Source organism: Parabacteroides johnsonii DSM 18315 (genome assembly GCF_025151045.1).
Lineage (GTDB): Bacteria > Bacteroidota > Bacteroidia > Bacteroidales > Tannerellaceae > Parabacteroides > Parabacteroides johnsonii.
Genome location: NZ_CP102285.1, coordinates 1,067,311 through 1,081,232 on the forward strand (window position 1 = coordinate 1,067,311; position 13,922 = coordinate 1,081,232).

11 protein-coding genes and 1 tRNA gene are annotated in these 13,922 nt (G+C 43.0%); 2 read left to right on the forward strand and 10 right to left on the reverse strand.

The annotated features are described in order from the left end of the window. Positions 1-181: 181 nt before the first annotated feature. The 10 genes from gshAB to NQ564_RS04455 all read right to left on the reverse strand — a co-directional run bounded on the left by gshAB (position 182) and on the right by NQ564_RS04455 (position 13,049). The gene (gene gshAB / locus NQ564_RS04410) at positions 182-2,476 is read right to left on the reverse strand and encodes a bifunctional glutamate--cysteine ligase GshA/glutathione synthetase GshB (protein ID WP_032596720.1); all 2,295 of its coding nucleotides are present in this window, start codon (positions 2,474-2,476) and stop codon (positions 182-184) included. Next, positions 2,473-3,816: an MATE family efflux transporter gene (locus tag NQ564_RS04415; RefSeq protein ID WP_055299612.1), complete on the reverse strand. Its 1,344-nt coding sequence runs from the start codon at positions 3,814-3,816 to the stop codon at positions 2,473-2,475. The genes gshAB and NQ564_RS04415 overlap by 4 nt, the downstream gene beginning before the upstream one ends. Positions 3,817-3,877: 61 nt before the next feature. After that, positions 3,878-4,180, reverse strand: a complete 303-nt coding sequence (locus NQ564_RS04420; RefSeq protein WP_004326342.1) for an ArsR/SmtB family transcription factor — start codon at positions 4,178-4,180, stop codon at positions 3,878-3,880. Positions 4,181-4,884: 704 nt separating this feature from the next. Then, on the reverse strand, positions 4,885-6,351 hold the full coding sequence (locus NQ564_RS04425) for a mobilization protein (RefSeq protein ID WP_172681587.1): 1,467 nt from the start codon (positions 6,349-6,351) through the stop codon (positions 4,885-4,887). Between the two features lie 229 nt (positions 6,352-6,580). After that, positions 6,581-7,540: a toprim domain-containing protein gene (locus tag NQ564_RS04430; RefSeq protein WP_044299534.1), complete on the reverse strand. Its 960-nt coding sequence runs from the start codon at positions 7,538-7,540 to the stop codon at positions 6,581-6,583. A gap of 216 nt (positions 7,541-7,756) precedes the next feature. Continuing rightward, entirely contained in the window at positions 7,757-8,833 is a 1,077-nt protein-coding gene (locus NQ564_RS04435) for an AAA family ATPase (protein WP_032596724.1), read from the reverse strand. 14 nt (positions 8,834-8,847) lie between these two features. Further along, on the reverse strand, positions 8,848-9,156 hold the full coding sequence (locus tag NQ564_RS04440) for a DUF3853 family protein (RefSeq protein WP_008145895.1): 309 nt from the start codon (positions 9,154-9,156) through the stop codon (positions 8,848-8,850). Between the two features lie 223 nt (positions 9,157-9,379). Continuing rightward, on the reverse strand, positions 9,380-10,399 hold the full coding sequence (locus tag NQ564_RS04445) for a hypothetical protein (RefSeq protein WP_008145896.1): 1,020 nt from the start codon (positions 10,397-10,399) through the stop codon (positions 9,380-9,382). 10 nt (positions 10,400-10,409) lie between these two features. Beyond that, positions 10,410-11,702 (reverse strand): PDDEXK nuclease domain-containing protein, encoded by a 1,293-nt coding sequence (locus NQ564_RS04450; protein ID WP_008145898.1) that lies wholly within the window; start codon positions 11,700-11,702, stop codon positions 10,410-10,412. Between the two features lie 66 nt (positions 11,703-11,768). Beyond that, positions 11,769-13,049 carry a site-specific integrase gene (locus NQ564_RS04455; RefSeq protein ID WP_008145900.1) on the reverse strand — a complete coding sequence of 427 codons (1,281 nt, stop codon included), beginning with the start codon at positions 13,047-13,049 and terminating at the stop codon, positions 11,769-11,771. A gap of 246 nt (positions 13,050-13,295) precedes the next feature. On the opposite strand from NQ564_RS04455, the gene NQ564_RS04460 reads away from it, so the two are divergent. Both NQ564_RS04460 and NQ564_RS04465 read left to right on the forward strand, forming a co-directional pair. After that, positions 13,296-13,383 (forward strand) — tRNA-Ser (locus NQ564_RS04460). A gap of 113 nt (positions 13,384-13,496) precedes the next feature. Continuing rightward, entirely contained in the window at positions 13,497-13,874 is a 378-nt protein-coding gene (locus tag NQ564_RS04465; protein ID WP_008148444.1) for a hypothetical protein, read from the forward strand. Positions 13,875-13,922: the final 48 nt, after the last annotated feature.

Consider the following 13,922-nt stretch of genomic DNA (forward strand, 5'->3'; position numbering starts at 1 on the left):
GAACTCCGATGCCCGGCTGTATTCAAGATTCATTTTTATGATAACAGCGTTTTATAGAAATTGTTATTTCACAATAAAAAATCAGTAGATTGGATAACAAAAGCAACTAATCGTAAATATACGTTGATTGAACTTATAATAAAAAGGATAGGTCATATCCTTTTTATTGTCTGCATTGTCTTTAAAATCCCAAAGCCCTGATCATCTTATGGTTCAGGTGTCTGTTCTTGCCCTTGAACGGATAACAGTGTATATGTATGGCAGGATTGAAGTTCATTTCAATGATCGCATAGTTATCCGGTGTGGCTGGAGCATGAATATCCTGTATCATCATATCCAGTCCGGTAATCTTCACGTTCAGAGCTTTGGCAGCTTCCACTGCAATAGCCTTGTACGAATCGTCTATATCGTCTGTAAAATCTATGCTATCTCCTCCCGTACTGATATTGGAGTTTTCACGAAGATAGACCACTTCCCCCTCTTTAGGAACAGTATTGAAATCCATTCCCTGCTGCTTTAGAAACATTTCCTCCTCACGCCCCTTTCTTATTTTCTCCAAAGGGGTGCGATATCCTTTACCTCTGAGCGGATCTTCATTCTTCCTGTCTATCAGTTGTCCGATATTCAGAACACCGTCACCCGTCACGTTTGCCGGAACACGGTGAAGGATACCTACCACTTCATCATTGATGATGAATATCCTGAATTCCCTTCCCGGTATGAACTTCTCTATAAGCAACGTGTTGTCATGCTCAAAGGCTATCTGTAAGGCTCCCTTGAAATCCGTTTCATCATAGTTGTGCTTCAGTATGGTTATACCCAATCCGAAATTGGTGGACTTAGGCTTGATTACCACAGGTTTCCCTGCATACATACGGTAGTCTGCCATACCTGCCTCTGGTGACGTGTATTCATAACCGCCCGGAACGCTTATTCCGGCACGTTCCAGCACCTTCTTCGTTACCACCTTATTTTCCATCATCAGTACAGACACGTATGAGTCCAGAGAGGTCTTGGTTGCCTGCATCACATATTCTTCCTTTTTACCGTCAAACAGACGTATGAAGTTTTCCTTACGGTCAAGTATTTCAAAACCTACCCCTTTAAGTATTGCAGCCTTCAGCAGAAGTTGTGTGGACATTTCCATATCCTCCAGTCCATGAAATCTGTAACCTCCGCTTATGGTGGCTTCCCTATACTGTCTTGCCTTCTCCAGATGGAACGGTACAAACCCCACTCTGTTTATGTTCTCATACAGTACCATGCCTATACGCTTCTCAGGATTCTGTACAAGGTACAGATTATGCTGCATCTCCTGATGGTAGGTTTCATTGTCAAGCACCCCATATTCTGAAAGAATCCTCTCCATATCTTCTAAAATAGAAGTAGCTTTCTGCTGTACAGTGATCGAGCAGCATTTCAACTCCTTCTTTTCGTCTCTTCCATAGCATGAAGCCATATCCTGAATACGGGTAGCCCTTTGCAGTTCTTCCTCCGTAAGACTTCCCTTCTCCTCCTTCAGCAGAGAATAGACAAGCAGAAGGTGAGAAAAATAAATGGCACTTGCACATACCCCCGATTTTGTAAACGGGTCAAGATCCACAATTCGTACCTCAATGTAAGAAGGAGAACCATTATCCTTTTCCAGAAACTTGATACGAACCGGAAGATAAAGCTCGTGAGGTCCGTCAATACGGTTTTCCCTTATCAGTTTGTCAATAGACATATTATAGGCTTCAAGTGAGGAATAATCAATGAAGAACTCCTCACGGTTACGATACCCTAACGGACTTGTCCTCAGACTGAGGCTTACCCCACACTTCATAGGCTGCTTTTCTCCCGTTTTAAGCGAAATCACATTCAGGGTTTCTTCCGCAAGCGGAGATTCACCATATAGCCAGATAAAAAGCCAGCGGTATTTGAGAAAGTTCCTCACCACACGGAAATATACCGTTTCCCTGACCTCCTCCATAGAGTTGCCGCACACACCGCTTTTCAGCAGAATGTCCATCAGTTTTTCCGAGAAAGAGAAATTGAAGTGTATTCCCGAAATAAGCTGCCTTTCCTTTCCGTAGGTTCCGGCAAGTTTCTGACGGTAATACTCCTTGTCCTTGAACTCTCCCGAATAATGTGCAATGGGTATCTCCTGATTCTCCTTCAATACAGGCGGAAGGCTCTGAGGCCAGAGAAGCTCATCGCCGATATTCTCCGTCACCACATCGTGCAGTGTTTCCATAAATCCCAAAGCCTCTCCCACACTTGGCAGCGGCGGAGTTATCATTTCCACCTGACTCTCCGAAAAGTCGGTGGTTATATAAGGGTGTTTCCCCTTGTCGCCAAATACTGCCGGGTGTGGAGTCAGGGCAAGCGTACCGTCCTGATTGACCCTGACATTTTCCTTTTCAAGTCCGAAACACCCCTCTCTAAGCAGATGGCTGTTCTGTTTAAGTACAAAGCAAAAATTCTGTGTATTCATATATTGCTATATTGTATGTTTGATTCTTTAAATTCCTTTTCCCTTTTTCTATATAACAGATAAAGTACAATGCCCTTTATCACGCTGGTAAGCGATATGCTCCACCAGACACCATCTATTCCCATTCCCATACTTTTGCCAAGCAGAAGGGCAAGAGGTATCCTCATTGTGGTGAACACGATACTCACGGTTGCCGGATATTTGGTAAGCCCCTGTCCGGTATAAGCTCCCGCAGTAAGAATTTCGAGTGTGGCAAACAACTGTGAGAAGCCGACTATACGCAGATAGGCACTGCCTATTTCTATGGTGGCAGCCTCCTTCACGAAAAACGACAGTAGGATTTCCGGGAAAGCTAAAAATATGAATGTGGCAGGTATGGAAATACAGTATCCAAGCCTGATGCTTGTACGATAGCACTTCCTTATCATATCCGTATTCCTCTCCCCGTAATATTGCCCTATAAGTATGGAGGTTGCCTGCATCAGACCGTTCATAAGAAGAAACGAAAGCGACTCTATCTGAAGCCCCAGTTTCTGTGCGGCTATTGCATCTGTTCCCCATATACTTACGATACGCCCGATGGCTATGCCGATAAGCGAGAACAGAATACGCTGCATGGCAGGTGCTGTGCCTATTCCAAGTATTTTCCTGAGAAACTTGCGGGGTACCGCTTTTATACTCAATGTGAGTTCAAGCCTGTGTCTGAGAAGATATATCGCATACATCATGGCACATCCCTGTGAAAGTGCCGTAGCCCATGCCGCACCTTCCACTCCCAGTCCGAAATAAAATATGAACAGAGGGTCAAGAATGATATTGACGATATTCCCGTAAAGTACCGCCCTGAACGAGAACTGTGTCTTTCCGTGTGCGTCTATAATGGCGGTAAACAGAAGGTTCATAAACATGATAAGAACAGTGATACTGCTTATCCTCAGATAGTTCTGAGCCATTGTGTTTACTTCCGGTCTTTCGATATTGAAAAGGGATATAAGAGGTTCCGCCAGCATAAAGATGAACAGGGCATAGAATATCCCCAACATGAATGTACTGCGTATTCCGCATGATATGAAGTGCCGTATCCTGTCCTTCTTTTCAGCCCCTATACTGTGTGATACCGATACCATAGTACCGATGGTTATCACGCTTATCAAAGACCAACCCAATTTGATATAAAATCCGGCCGTTCCGACAGCCGCAACTTCTCCGCTTCCCAATTTCCCGACCCAGAACATATCTGTAATATCGTATGAAATCTGAAGACAGGATGATAATATGATAGGGATTGCTATTCTCAATAGTGATTTTCTTTTTTCTCTTTTTGCCGATGTCTGTTCCATATTTTTAATTTTATATCGTAAAAATACGATACATTATGTCAATAAAAAACTCTTAATCAAATCATAAGAGTTCTGAAAACAGTTTCTTTGCCAAAAGCAGGTTTTCACGGTTAATACGATAGCAAACCTTCGGTGGAGCTATCTCACCATCTATCAGACCTACATCTTTCAGCACCTTCAAATGCTGTGATATGGTAGACTGTGCGATTGGCAGTTCCGTTGTCAAGTCCCCACAATAACAACAGGCATTGTGGTTAGCCAACAACCTTACGATTGCTATTCGTGCCGGGTGGCTCAGAGCTTTTGCAAAACGGGCTGCCAAAATATCTTTTTCCTCAAATTCTTCAGCTTTACTGAATGCCATAATATTTTCATTGTTTTATATCGCAAATATACGATATGTTTTTTATCAACCAACCCCCAGATATAAATTTTATGTATTTTTTAATGTGCAGACGCACGAAGCCCCGCAAGTTACCCCGCCGGAGGCTTTTTCTGTTTATTAATTACTGGGCAATATAGAAATCAATCCCTGTACTTCTCATAAATCCGCTTCCTGTGTCTTTCTTTACAAAGTAATAAGAGGGGAAAAGAAACAAAAAAGGATTTTTTATGGAGGCGACTAGTTCTCTGATGACATAGATGGGAATTTATAGTATTAAATTATACTTACATTTTGCTGTAATATTGATAATTAATAGATAAATATTGTAGCTCAAGCCTAATACTTCAATCTACGATTTGTATTAGAGGGTCTGAGAAAACCTTGTAGTACAGATATGGATATGCCGTTTTTTTTGTAGTGTAAACTAAACTGTGTCAAGTTATATTTCGGAGTCGTTGGGGGACCACCAATATCCCAAAACGGCTCCGCTAAGTTATCAATATCGTCAAAGAACCCCAAACAAAAGAGGTTGGCAGGCCAAGATCCTAAACCTGTCCGGGAACAGGATAGCCAGTTGCTGGAGACTGTAAACTAAAGTGTGTCTGTAAACTTAATAATTTCTTTTCCCTTTACTTGACACACTTTAGTTTACAGTCTCGTTTTTTCTTCTATTCAAAAATTAATTACCTTCTCATCGAAAATCCTCTTTTCTGCTGTTGATCATAATTTCCTTTCACCACATTGTCAACCTCCCGTCTGGCTTTGATTTGCTCCCGGTTGTCAAATTCACCCTTTTGTCTGGCTGTGAAGTATAGGAAATCCCCTGCCGCCTGATGTGATTGTCTGTCATCTCCGAACAGGTTAAGGGCGTTCTTGATGTCAGATACCTGTTCCGTATCAAAACGAGGCTTGTAATAATCACGGGCGAAACGGATGATACTGTGTACCGCCTTACGGAAGATGTCGCTCGTTTTGAGCAGCAGGAAACTGAGACAGCCGATGATATGGCCTTGCCATGCAATCCAGTTTCTAAGCCTTGTGGTTTCCTGTGCATGTTCCGTTTCCTTGCGATTCAGTTCGGATCGGTGTTTGGCCTCCAGTTGCATCAGCTCACGGCTGTAGTCGTTCTGTATGGTCTGGATTCTGTCCTGCAACTGCTCGATAGTTTCCTCGTGCGTGGAAATCTCACAGCGCAAATCCTCTATTTCATTTTTCAGGGCTTTCGATTTTCCGGTAGCCCAGCCGACAGCAGCGTTCAGAAGCTCGCTTCCTTTTTCCTTGTTCAGTCTGGAGCGTTTCTCGCTGATAGCCCTGTCAAGGTCTTCACTCTGCCGTTCCTTTTCATTTGCCTTTTCGATAAGGGCGTTGGTAATGCTTTCCGTTTCCTGCATCTTTTTGTTCGCCATTTCCAGCTGATGTTCCCGGTATTGCCTCGTGGCATCAAGCCGCTTCATTTCCTCCTTCTGCTTCCCAATGATAAAGTCGTTACGTTCCAGATGTTCCTTGCCTGTAACAGCCTTTGACTGCCCACGCTCCATCAGGAGTATATCGGACGCCAGATTCTGCATTTCGGTCATATCCTCATCATTGAGTTTGTGGCTCTTGCCTGTGTCATGGTTCATCCAGTCAAAAACGATATGGGCATGGTAATTCGGTTTGAACCATCTTTCGCCGACTTTGAAACTCTCCCTGTCTTCCGCTTCCGGCTGACCGCTAAGCCAATGTCCCTCGTCCTTGTGCAGGAAGATCTGGAGGGGAGTGATGCCCCAGCGTCTCCGGCACTCCTCGCCAAACTTGCGAACATCTGCCAGTGTCGTGTCCGGTCTGATGAGCAACACGCCCTCACGGATTGGCGAGCATCCAGCCACCTTGGTAATTTTCCCGTTCTTGCCTTTGCGTTCACGCTCCTTCTCCTGCATCGCACGGCCTGTCTTTTCCTTGACCATCCGCTTGATGTAGTCATAGTGCGCCTGCAGATCGGGATTACCGAAGCCCGGGTTTATCCACTGCTCGTTACCGGCAGTCAGTTCGGGCACGATGTAGATTTGAGACTTGCCGATATTGCGCATGTACTCGGCAGTTCTCCGGTTATGAGCCCCACTTGATGTGACTCTGCAGGGCTTGATATGTATGCTTGATTTTGTTGCCATATTCTTAAATTTTGATTCTGGTTGTCTGACTAAAGTTGTTAGCTGATGTCCGCTCATAGCCGCACAGGGTTCTTAGGGGTGTAACCCATAAGCGGAGATTGCAAAGAGAGGGTCACTCTTTGCTCGGGGTTCTCAGGGGAGAAACGCCCTGAGTGGGTTCTTAGGGTAAAGCCCTAATCCCCTCGGGAGAGCCCACAACTACGTAAGCGAAGCGTGTAGTTATAGTGGGCTATAACCGGAAGCCTTTCGGTTTCTTGGATAGCGTGTCATTTCTCTTTCTGACGGATTGCATTTGTTCTTTTCCATCAGCCATGCGCTTCTGCAAATACTCGTTCAGGTCTTTGCATCCGCAGTAGATTTGGGAAGCGTCCCGTATATGCCGGGTGCTGTCGTATTCCTTGCGGATTTGCTGCAAGGCTTCCATTCCTGCACGGTCATTGTCAAGAAAGCAGTGGATGCGCTCATAACTTCCCAATGGGTAGAGTGCCTTGGAAACATTGGTGACAGAGTTCAGCACCATGTAATCCTGCCTGTCGAAATCGGGGTATTGCGGACAGCTTTCAAGCCGCAGGGTAAGAAAGGAAAGGTAGTCCATAAATCCCTCAAAAACGTAACATGCACTCCTTGGCTTTCCTGACTGTCTGATATGGGATATTTCTTTTGGTGCGATACATCCCTTGAAATATCGGTTGCGGATTTCATAACCTCCAGATATGTTTGGAAAGGCTATGGCGAAATACCGTTTGCCGTTGTGGGTGAAACGGGCTTCTTTACATTCTCTTTTCGCCAGTGCCGTGTTTATCCCTCTTTCCTGTAGATAGGCAAGCAGGGCAGGAGAAGTCAACTGTACAATGTCCAACTCCTGAAAACTCGGTTCGGAAAATGACTGCTTGCCAAAAGAGAAAGACACGGGATGTATGTGTGGTGTCTGTTCCTCGATTTTCTGTAGAAGATAAGGTACATAGTCGGAACAGTAAAGTTCCTGTGCCAGTGCAATGATATTTCCACCTTTACCAATTGCAAAATCATACCATTGGTTGCGCTCGATATTCACTTTGAACGAGGGCTCTGTCTCTTCCCGTAACGGGGATTTATACCACAGGTTGATACCTTGCTGCTTGACGGGAGAATGTCCCAAACTGTACAGAAAATCCGCTATCCTGATTTGTTTTGCTGTTTGTATATCCATAATAAGATGAGTGTTTGAATAATGGTTGGAATATTTATTTCTCTTTTCGCCCGTACCTTTTTATGAAGTACGGTCTGTATAATCACTTCACTTTATTTTCGTATATATAGAATACGGTAATAAAGTGAAGCGGTTTTACATTCTCTGCAACCGCTTCGCTTTATCCTTAATATATAGACCTGCCGAATAAAGTGAAGTGATTACAAGTTAGACGGTCTAATAGTGAAAGTCCGGCTTGAACGTGTATTTCCTGCCGTTCTCCTGTACTATCATCCGTTTGTTCCGGAGCATGATGATAAGTGATACCGCCTTTTGATGGTTCAGTTTTACACCTACCGACATATATGCCTTGACTAAGGCGGTTTCCAGATCCTTGTAGCCGTATTCCTCTTTTAGCCCGAAAGCCGCTTCCAGTGCTATGCGGTGCTGTTGTTCGGTAATATGCCTGTAAGGGTCGAACTTTTCCTCTTCCGGTCTTCCCGGTTTCTTCGCTTCGGGTCTGTACCCCTCTATGAGTTCAGGCAATGCATTGTCGTTGATACGGAAAGCGAAAGGCTCGAAATCCATTGCACGGATGTGCATGGCTGAAACATTGCTTATATCCCCGTTGCTCTTGTCCTTTTCCACCAGCAGAACGGTTTCCGCCTTGTTGTTCAGCTCCGTACCGATATGCCCTCTTGCGTTTTCATCGCCTTTGTTCTGGTGGAGTATCGTATGGATGTGTATCTGCCTGTCATCCGTCCACTGCATCAGTTTGGATATGATGCGTGTCGATTCTCCCGGACTGTTGATGTCATATACCATATCACGGATGCCGTCTATGATTACAAGCCCTATGTCCGGTGTATTATAGATAGCCTGTTCGACAATCCTGATGCGCTGCTCGGGCGTGTATTTCCTCAAAGCGAGAAACTCCAGATGTTCATTGTCCCTGTCATCAGGAAGACCGGCCAGCCGTAAAATACGTTTCATGACTTTCAGACAGTGATAATGGCTTTGTTCTGTGTCCACATAAAGAATCTTCCTTTTATCTTCCGGAAGTTCTGCCACATACCGCAGTACCGTACCGTTTTTCAATGCGGCGGCTACGATAGCCGATACATTGAAAGTCTTTTTACTCTTGGCTTTGCCGATGGATGCACTGAAATTGCCCAGTGTACCAATGACCGAACCTTGCACTTTTAGAATCTCAGGTGCTTTCTCGTAGATTTTCGACAGGCTCAGGCGTGAAGCTTGCCAAAGGATTATTGCCTGTTCTGCCGAAATCTCCTTTATTTCTTTCATATAGTCCATAAGCATACCTCCCATTATTTCCGTCCTCCTGTTTTCTTCCCGGCAAGCTCAAGAGCCAATTCCGCATCTACGATAATCTTGCGCCCTATCTGGGTAATCGCCTTGTCTATCTTTCCGCTTTTCTTTATGCGGTTGGCGGTAGGCAGGCTGCACCCGAACAGCTTGGCTATGCCGAGTATTCCGTACACATACTTCCTGCCTGTGTCCGTTACGGGCTGCGGCTGCGCTTCCGGCTGACCGGATGCGTGCCTGCTTAACATGATGAACTCTTCGCCTGTCATCTGCCAGACGGGTTTGGATAATAATTCTTGGATATTTGTCATAGTCCAATCTAATTAGTCGTTAAACAATCAGCCCTGCGCACTGGCTGTTATTTCTGTTCTCGAACGATGCAAAATTAGATATGGATACGGGTGGTAAGGATGGGGATGATATAATCTGAATTTCGTTGTATCTTATTGAATATCAGAAAATAAAAATACCACTCAAAAATTAATTTGAGTGGTAAAAGTGGAACTTTCGTAAAGTATCAGGATATATCACGGATTATCTGAATATATGTTCCATTTCCTTGGCGAAATTTTGGTTGCTGTCACTGGGGAAATCTGAAACAGGCTCCTTGTACTTGGATTTGTAGTAGCTGTCGTCAATATCCAGCAGTTTCAGTATTCTGTCTTTCCATTTGTCCCTGTCCTGTTTGGAGAGTTTCTCGCTCATCAGGAATATCAGATAGCATACACGTATTTTCTCTCTCGGTTTTATTTTCAGCTTACAGTTGCAGGGGTGAAGATTCATATTGGCATAGAAATCCAGTGCGGAAATTTCTTCGAACTGTTCTCCTATGCACACCTCATGAATGAGCGAAAGTAATTTCATGCTGAAATATTCCTGTTGTTCTTCTGTCGTTTCCTGCTGACTGATTGGCTCGCTTGATTTATTCTCTTGCTTTCCGTCAGGAATGTATTTCTTCAATATATCCAGAAAAAGGCAGCTTTGACGGTATATGTCCGCACAACAGTTCTTCATGTATTGGAATGCCTCTGTTCTTGCAGCCTTTTGCTGATCATAGAGTTTGTTCAGTTTGGCTTTTTCCCTGTCATATTCAGCCTTGCAGCGTTCATATTCTTTCTCTGCCTGTTTTTCCTCTTCGGCTGTATGCTCCCTGTAACCAATGGAATCATACCTGTTGTTGGCTTCATTCAGCGGCTTGCTCAGACTTCTTGTAACATCCAGCTGGGCTTCAATTTCCTGAGAATACCTTTCCATGTGCTGATAGCAAGCATGTTCTATGGCTCTGTCACTTAACGGGCGTATCTCATAAGCCTGTATGCTCTTTTCTATTTCAGTTTTCAGGCTGTTGAGTATCAAGGTGTATTGCTCTTTTTGCTTGTCAAGCACCAGTTCAAGGATAGCGGCTTCAAAGGATTTCATGTCATTATACTCCTGATAGAAATCCGATATGAATTTCTGCCTGTCAAAAGAAAAAGCGTAATTATCTATATAGTCTCTGTATATTCTGTTGAGTTCTCCATATTGGGGAATCATCGTCTGTATCTTTCCTGCCATATACTTTATATTATGGGTTCTTGTCCTTGTCAAGGAATAAGGTCAGTTCTTCTTCCACTTCTTCTATACTCGGTAGAGCAGATTTCAGATTTTCGGGTACTGCCTTGCTCAATTGATAGTCGCTGATACCTATCGGCTGGTCATATCCAGCCAAGGCATATTGTGCCACGACCTCATCCTTACCCCTGCACAGCAAAAGACCGATGGTCTTGTTATCATTTTCTCCCCTCAGTTTATCATCTACAACATTGATATAGAAATTTAACTGCCCTGCATATTCCGGTTTGAATGGCGTTGCTTTCAATTCCACGACAACATAGGCGTGGAGCTTGATATTATATAGGATCAGGTCGGCGAAAAAGTCACTGTCCCCAATCTGGAAATGTTTTTGTCTGGCAACAAAAGCAAAGCCGTTACCCATTTCCAGCAAGTAACGGGTTACATGCTTTACCAACTGTTCTTCTATATCCCTTTCGTCAGCCTTTTCCTTTGCTCCTGCCAAGTCAAAGATATACGGGTCTTTTAACAGATAATTGGCAAGATCGCTTTGAGGTGCCGGAAGTGTGGCAGTGAAGTTGTTTACCTTGTTACTCTTGATTTGTCTGTCATACAGATTGCTTTCAATCTGCATTTTCAACACATTACTGCTCCAGCCCATTTCTACCGATTGTTTCATGTACCAGTATCTTACACCCAATAGAAGCGGATTATTGAGTATGACCACATGGCTTGCCCAATTTATCCTTGCAACAGGTGATGATAGGAATATTCTTTCCATATCTTCAATTGCTATTTGGCAAATTCTGGATATTGTTCCGGTAACATCCGGAATTTGTGCAAGAGGTTCTTGCATAATTGTAGTTTCCTTATTGTCTGCCGGTTGTATTTGCGCAAGAGGCTCTTGCGTAAATACAGTATTGTTTAACTCCTGGACTGATTCTGTAATATTCTGTACACTTGTGATAGTGGACTTTGTATCCGTTTCTATGAGTTTCCTCAATACACTTAAAGGATAAGCCTTTGCAAACTGACACATATAGGATAAATTTCTGACAGAATATCCTTTCTTCTCAGGATAGTTGAAGCGGATAGCCTGAGCCAATTTATTGATAATTTTTCCTCCCCAGCCATATAAGTTCTGCTGATACAGGATATAGTTACCCATCTTCCAATAATGGAACAACATCTGGGCATTGGCAGCTGTAATGAGACGGACTTGCGCCTGTTCTATTTCCGAACCGACAGCATGGACAAAAGCGTCAAAATTCCTTTTGTCTATATTATGATTATTGTCACTTTCCATATTAATAAGTCTTGTCTGACAAAGATAACTTTAATAAATGATAATCTATGAAACTGACTGATACTTTTATAGTTGGTTAAACTTGTTCATTGCATTAGCCTTAATATCATCGGCTATATCAATGTAAGGTTTCATGGCTTTGTAATCACTGTGCCCTGTCCATTTCATTACAACCTGTGCAGGAATACCTAGAGCCAGCGCATTACAGATGAATGTCCTTCTTCCTGCATGCGTGCTGAGCAATGCGTATTTCGGTGTAACTTCATCTATACGTTCATTTCCTTTGTAGTAGGTTTCACGTATAGGTTCGTTAATTTCTGCCAGTTCTCCCAGTTCTTTCAGATAATCATTCATTTTCTGATTGCTGATAACAGGCAATGCCATGTGGTTTTCAAAATGGATGTCCTTGTATTTTTCAAGTATGGCTTTACTGTACTTGTTCAGCTCAATACTCAGACTGTCTGCCGTTTTAACGGTGGTGACTTCTATATGGTCGGACTTGACATCACTTCTCTTTAGGTTACGAACATCTGAATAACGCAGACTGGTAAAGCAACAGAACAGGAAAACATCCCGGACACGTTCCAGATACTGCTTGTCCTTGGGTATCTGATAGTCTTTCAGTCTGTTCAACTCTTCCCATGTCAGAAAGATTACTTTCTTGGGGGTGGTTTTCAATTTCGGTTTGAACGTATCGTATGCTATATTCTGGTGATAGTCTTTCTTGAAGCTCCATCGCAAGAACCATTTGAGGAATCCCATTTGTTTACCGATGGTACTGTTTCTCATATCTTTCTTGTCACGCAGGAAATTGACATATTCGTTCAGTCCGAACTCATTGAAATATTCAAAGGTTAAATCTTCCTTGAAGTTTTTAAGGTGATTTTTTACGGCTGCAAACTTTTCGTATGTGGATTCAGTCCAGTTATTCTGATTGCCGCATTCTTTTACAAATTCATCGAATATCTCCCAAAAACTTATCTTTACGTCTTCCTGGTCTTCACTTGTATCTTTCATTCGCAGGTTGAATGCGTCCTTTAATTGTTGGGTAGTGGGCATGGCTTCCTGTACCTCAAATTCTTTGAATACGTTTTGAATTTCGGTATAGTATTTCAGCAGATCGGCATTGATTTCAGATGCACTTTGCTTTAATTTGTTGGTACACCCGTTCTTCACTCGCTGCTTGTCAGCATCCCACTTGGCTACATCAATGCGGTAACCCGTTGTAAACTCAATGCGCTGGCTTGCGTATATGACACGCATACGGATGGGGACATTCTCCACGATTGGCACACCGTTCTTTTTCCGGCTTTCCAATGCAAAAATGATGTTTCGTTTGATATTCATAATTGGGTGCGTTTGAAATTCTACACCCCAATATACACCCAATATTTGGAATAGCAAAAGATATTCAGAAAGATTTGGATTTACTATGCACTTCAAACAATATTTGATTATCAATAATTTGCATTTTTATGATATTTCTTGAATGTATAGGTTCGAGAGCCTCTTTCTCCGCAGAAAGCAGCAAAAGCTGCTTTTTACGTTTTATGGAGGCTGGTTGCTTCTTGATATACATAATTCAACCGAAAAGGAGAGATGCTCGAGTGGTTGAAGAGGCACGCCTGGAAAGCGTGTAAACCCCTAAAGGGTTTCGCGGGTTCGAATCCCGCTTTCTCCGCAAAGTCCCGATGATTTATTATCGTCGGGACTTTTTCTTTATGGGATTAATTAACGGTATTTTGAAATAAGATATAGATTCTTTATCTTTGCAAAAAGTTTTTTAGGGAAGGAATGTTAGTAACTACTGTGGATAAAAAGATAAAGTTTTACCAGCGTGTGATTTTGATGATCATGTTGGTCTTTATGCCGTTTTATTCGGTTGGCAGTGATTTCTTTCTGGAAGGTTTTCCAAGTTCTTCTATCGAGGTGGTGGAGAATGAAGTGCATGATGTACTTGATTTCGACGATAATGCCTCCTTGCGTACTGTCCGGCAGGAACAGATTCAAATCCAACTGTTTGTAGCAGACTTTATAGCCGATTGGCTGACTATAATAAATGTGCATGAGTTGATTCATTCTCTTGAATTACAGCAATGTACGTTCTTACCTATATTTTATCAACTTCATAAAACCCAGAGTTTTGTCTGGTTTTGTTCCTATCTGATTTAGGTCTTATCCGATTCTTTTTATTTTTCAGAGCGTGTATGGGTATGTTGT

Excerpts from the sequence above, each read along its gene's own strand:
- NQ564_RS04465 (WP_008148444.1), top strand. The coding sequence starts at position 13,497 with ATGTTAGTAACTACTGTGGATAAAAAGATAAAGTTTTACCAGCGTGTG.
- NQ564_RS04445 (WP_008145896.1), bottom strand. The coding sequence starts at position 10,399 with ATGGCAGGAAAGATACAGACGATGATTCCCCAATATGGAGAACTCAAC.
- NQ564_RS04425 (WP_172681587.1), bottom strand. The coding sequence starts at position 6,351 with ATGGCAACAAAATCAAGCATACATATCAAGCCCTGCAGAGTCACATCA.
- NQ564_RS04455 (WP_008145900.1), bottom strand. The coding sequence starts at position 13,049 with ATGAATATCAAACGAAACATCATTTTTGCATTGGAAAGCCGGAAAAAG.
- NQ564_RS04415 (WP_055299612.1), bottom strand. The coding sequence starts at position 3,816 with ATGGAACAGACATCGGCAAAAAGAGAAAAAAGAAAATCACTATTGAGA.
- gshAB (WP_032596720.1), bottom strand. The coding sequence starts at position 2,476 with ATGAATACACAGAATTTTTGCTTTGTACTTAAACAGAACAGCCATCTG.
- NQ564_RS04430 (WP_044299534.1), bottom strand. The coding sequence starts at position 7,540 with ATGGATATACAAACAGCAAAACAAATCAGGATAGCGGATTTTCTGTAC.
- NQ564_RS04450 (WP_008145898.1), bottom strand. The coding sequence starts at position 11,702 with ATGGAAAGTGACAATAATCATAATATAGACAAAAGGAATTTTGACGCT.
- NQ564_RS04440 (WP_008145895.1), bottom strand. The coding sequence starts at position 9,156 with ATGACAAATATCCAAGAATTATTATCCAAACCCGTCTGGCAGATGACA.
- NQ564_RS04420 (WP_004326342.1), bottom strand. The coding sequence starts at position 4,180 with ATGGCATTCAGTAAAGCTGAAGAATTTGAGGAAAAAGATATTTTGGCA.
- NQ564_RS04435 (WP_032596724.1), bottom strand. The coding sequence starts at position 8,833 with ATGGACTATATGAAAGAAATAAAGGAGATTTCGGCAGAACAGGCAATA.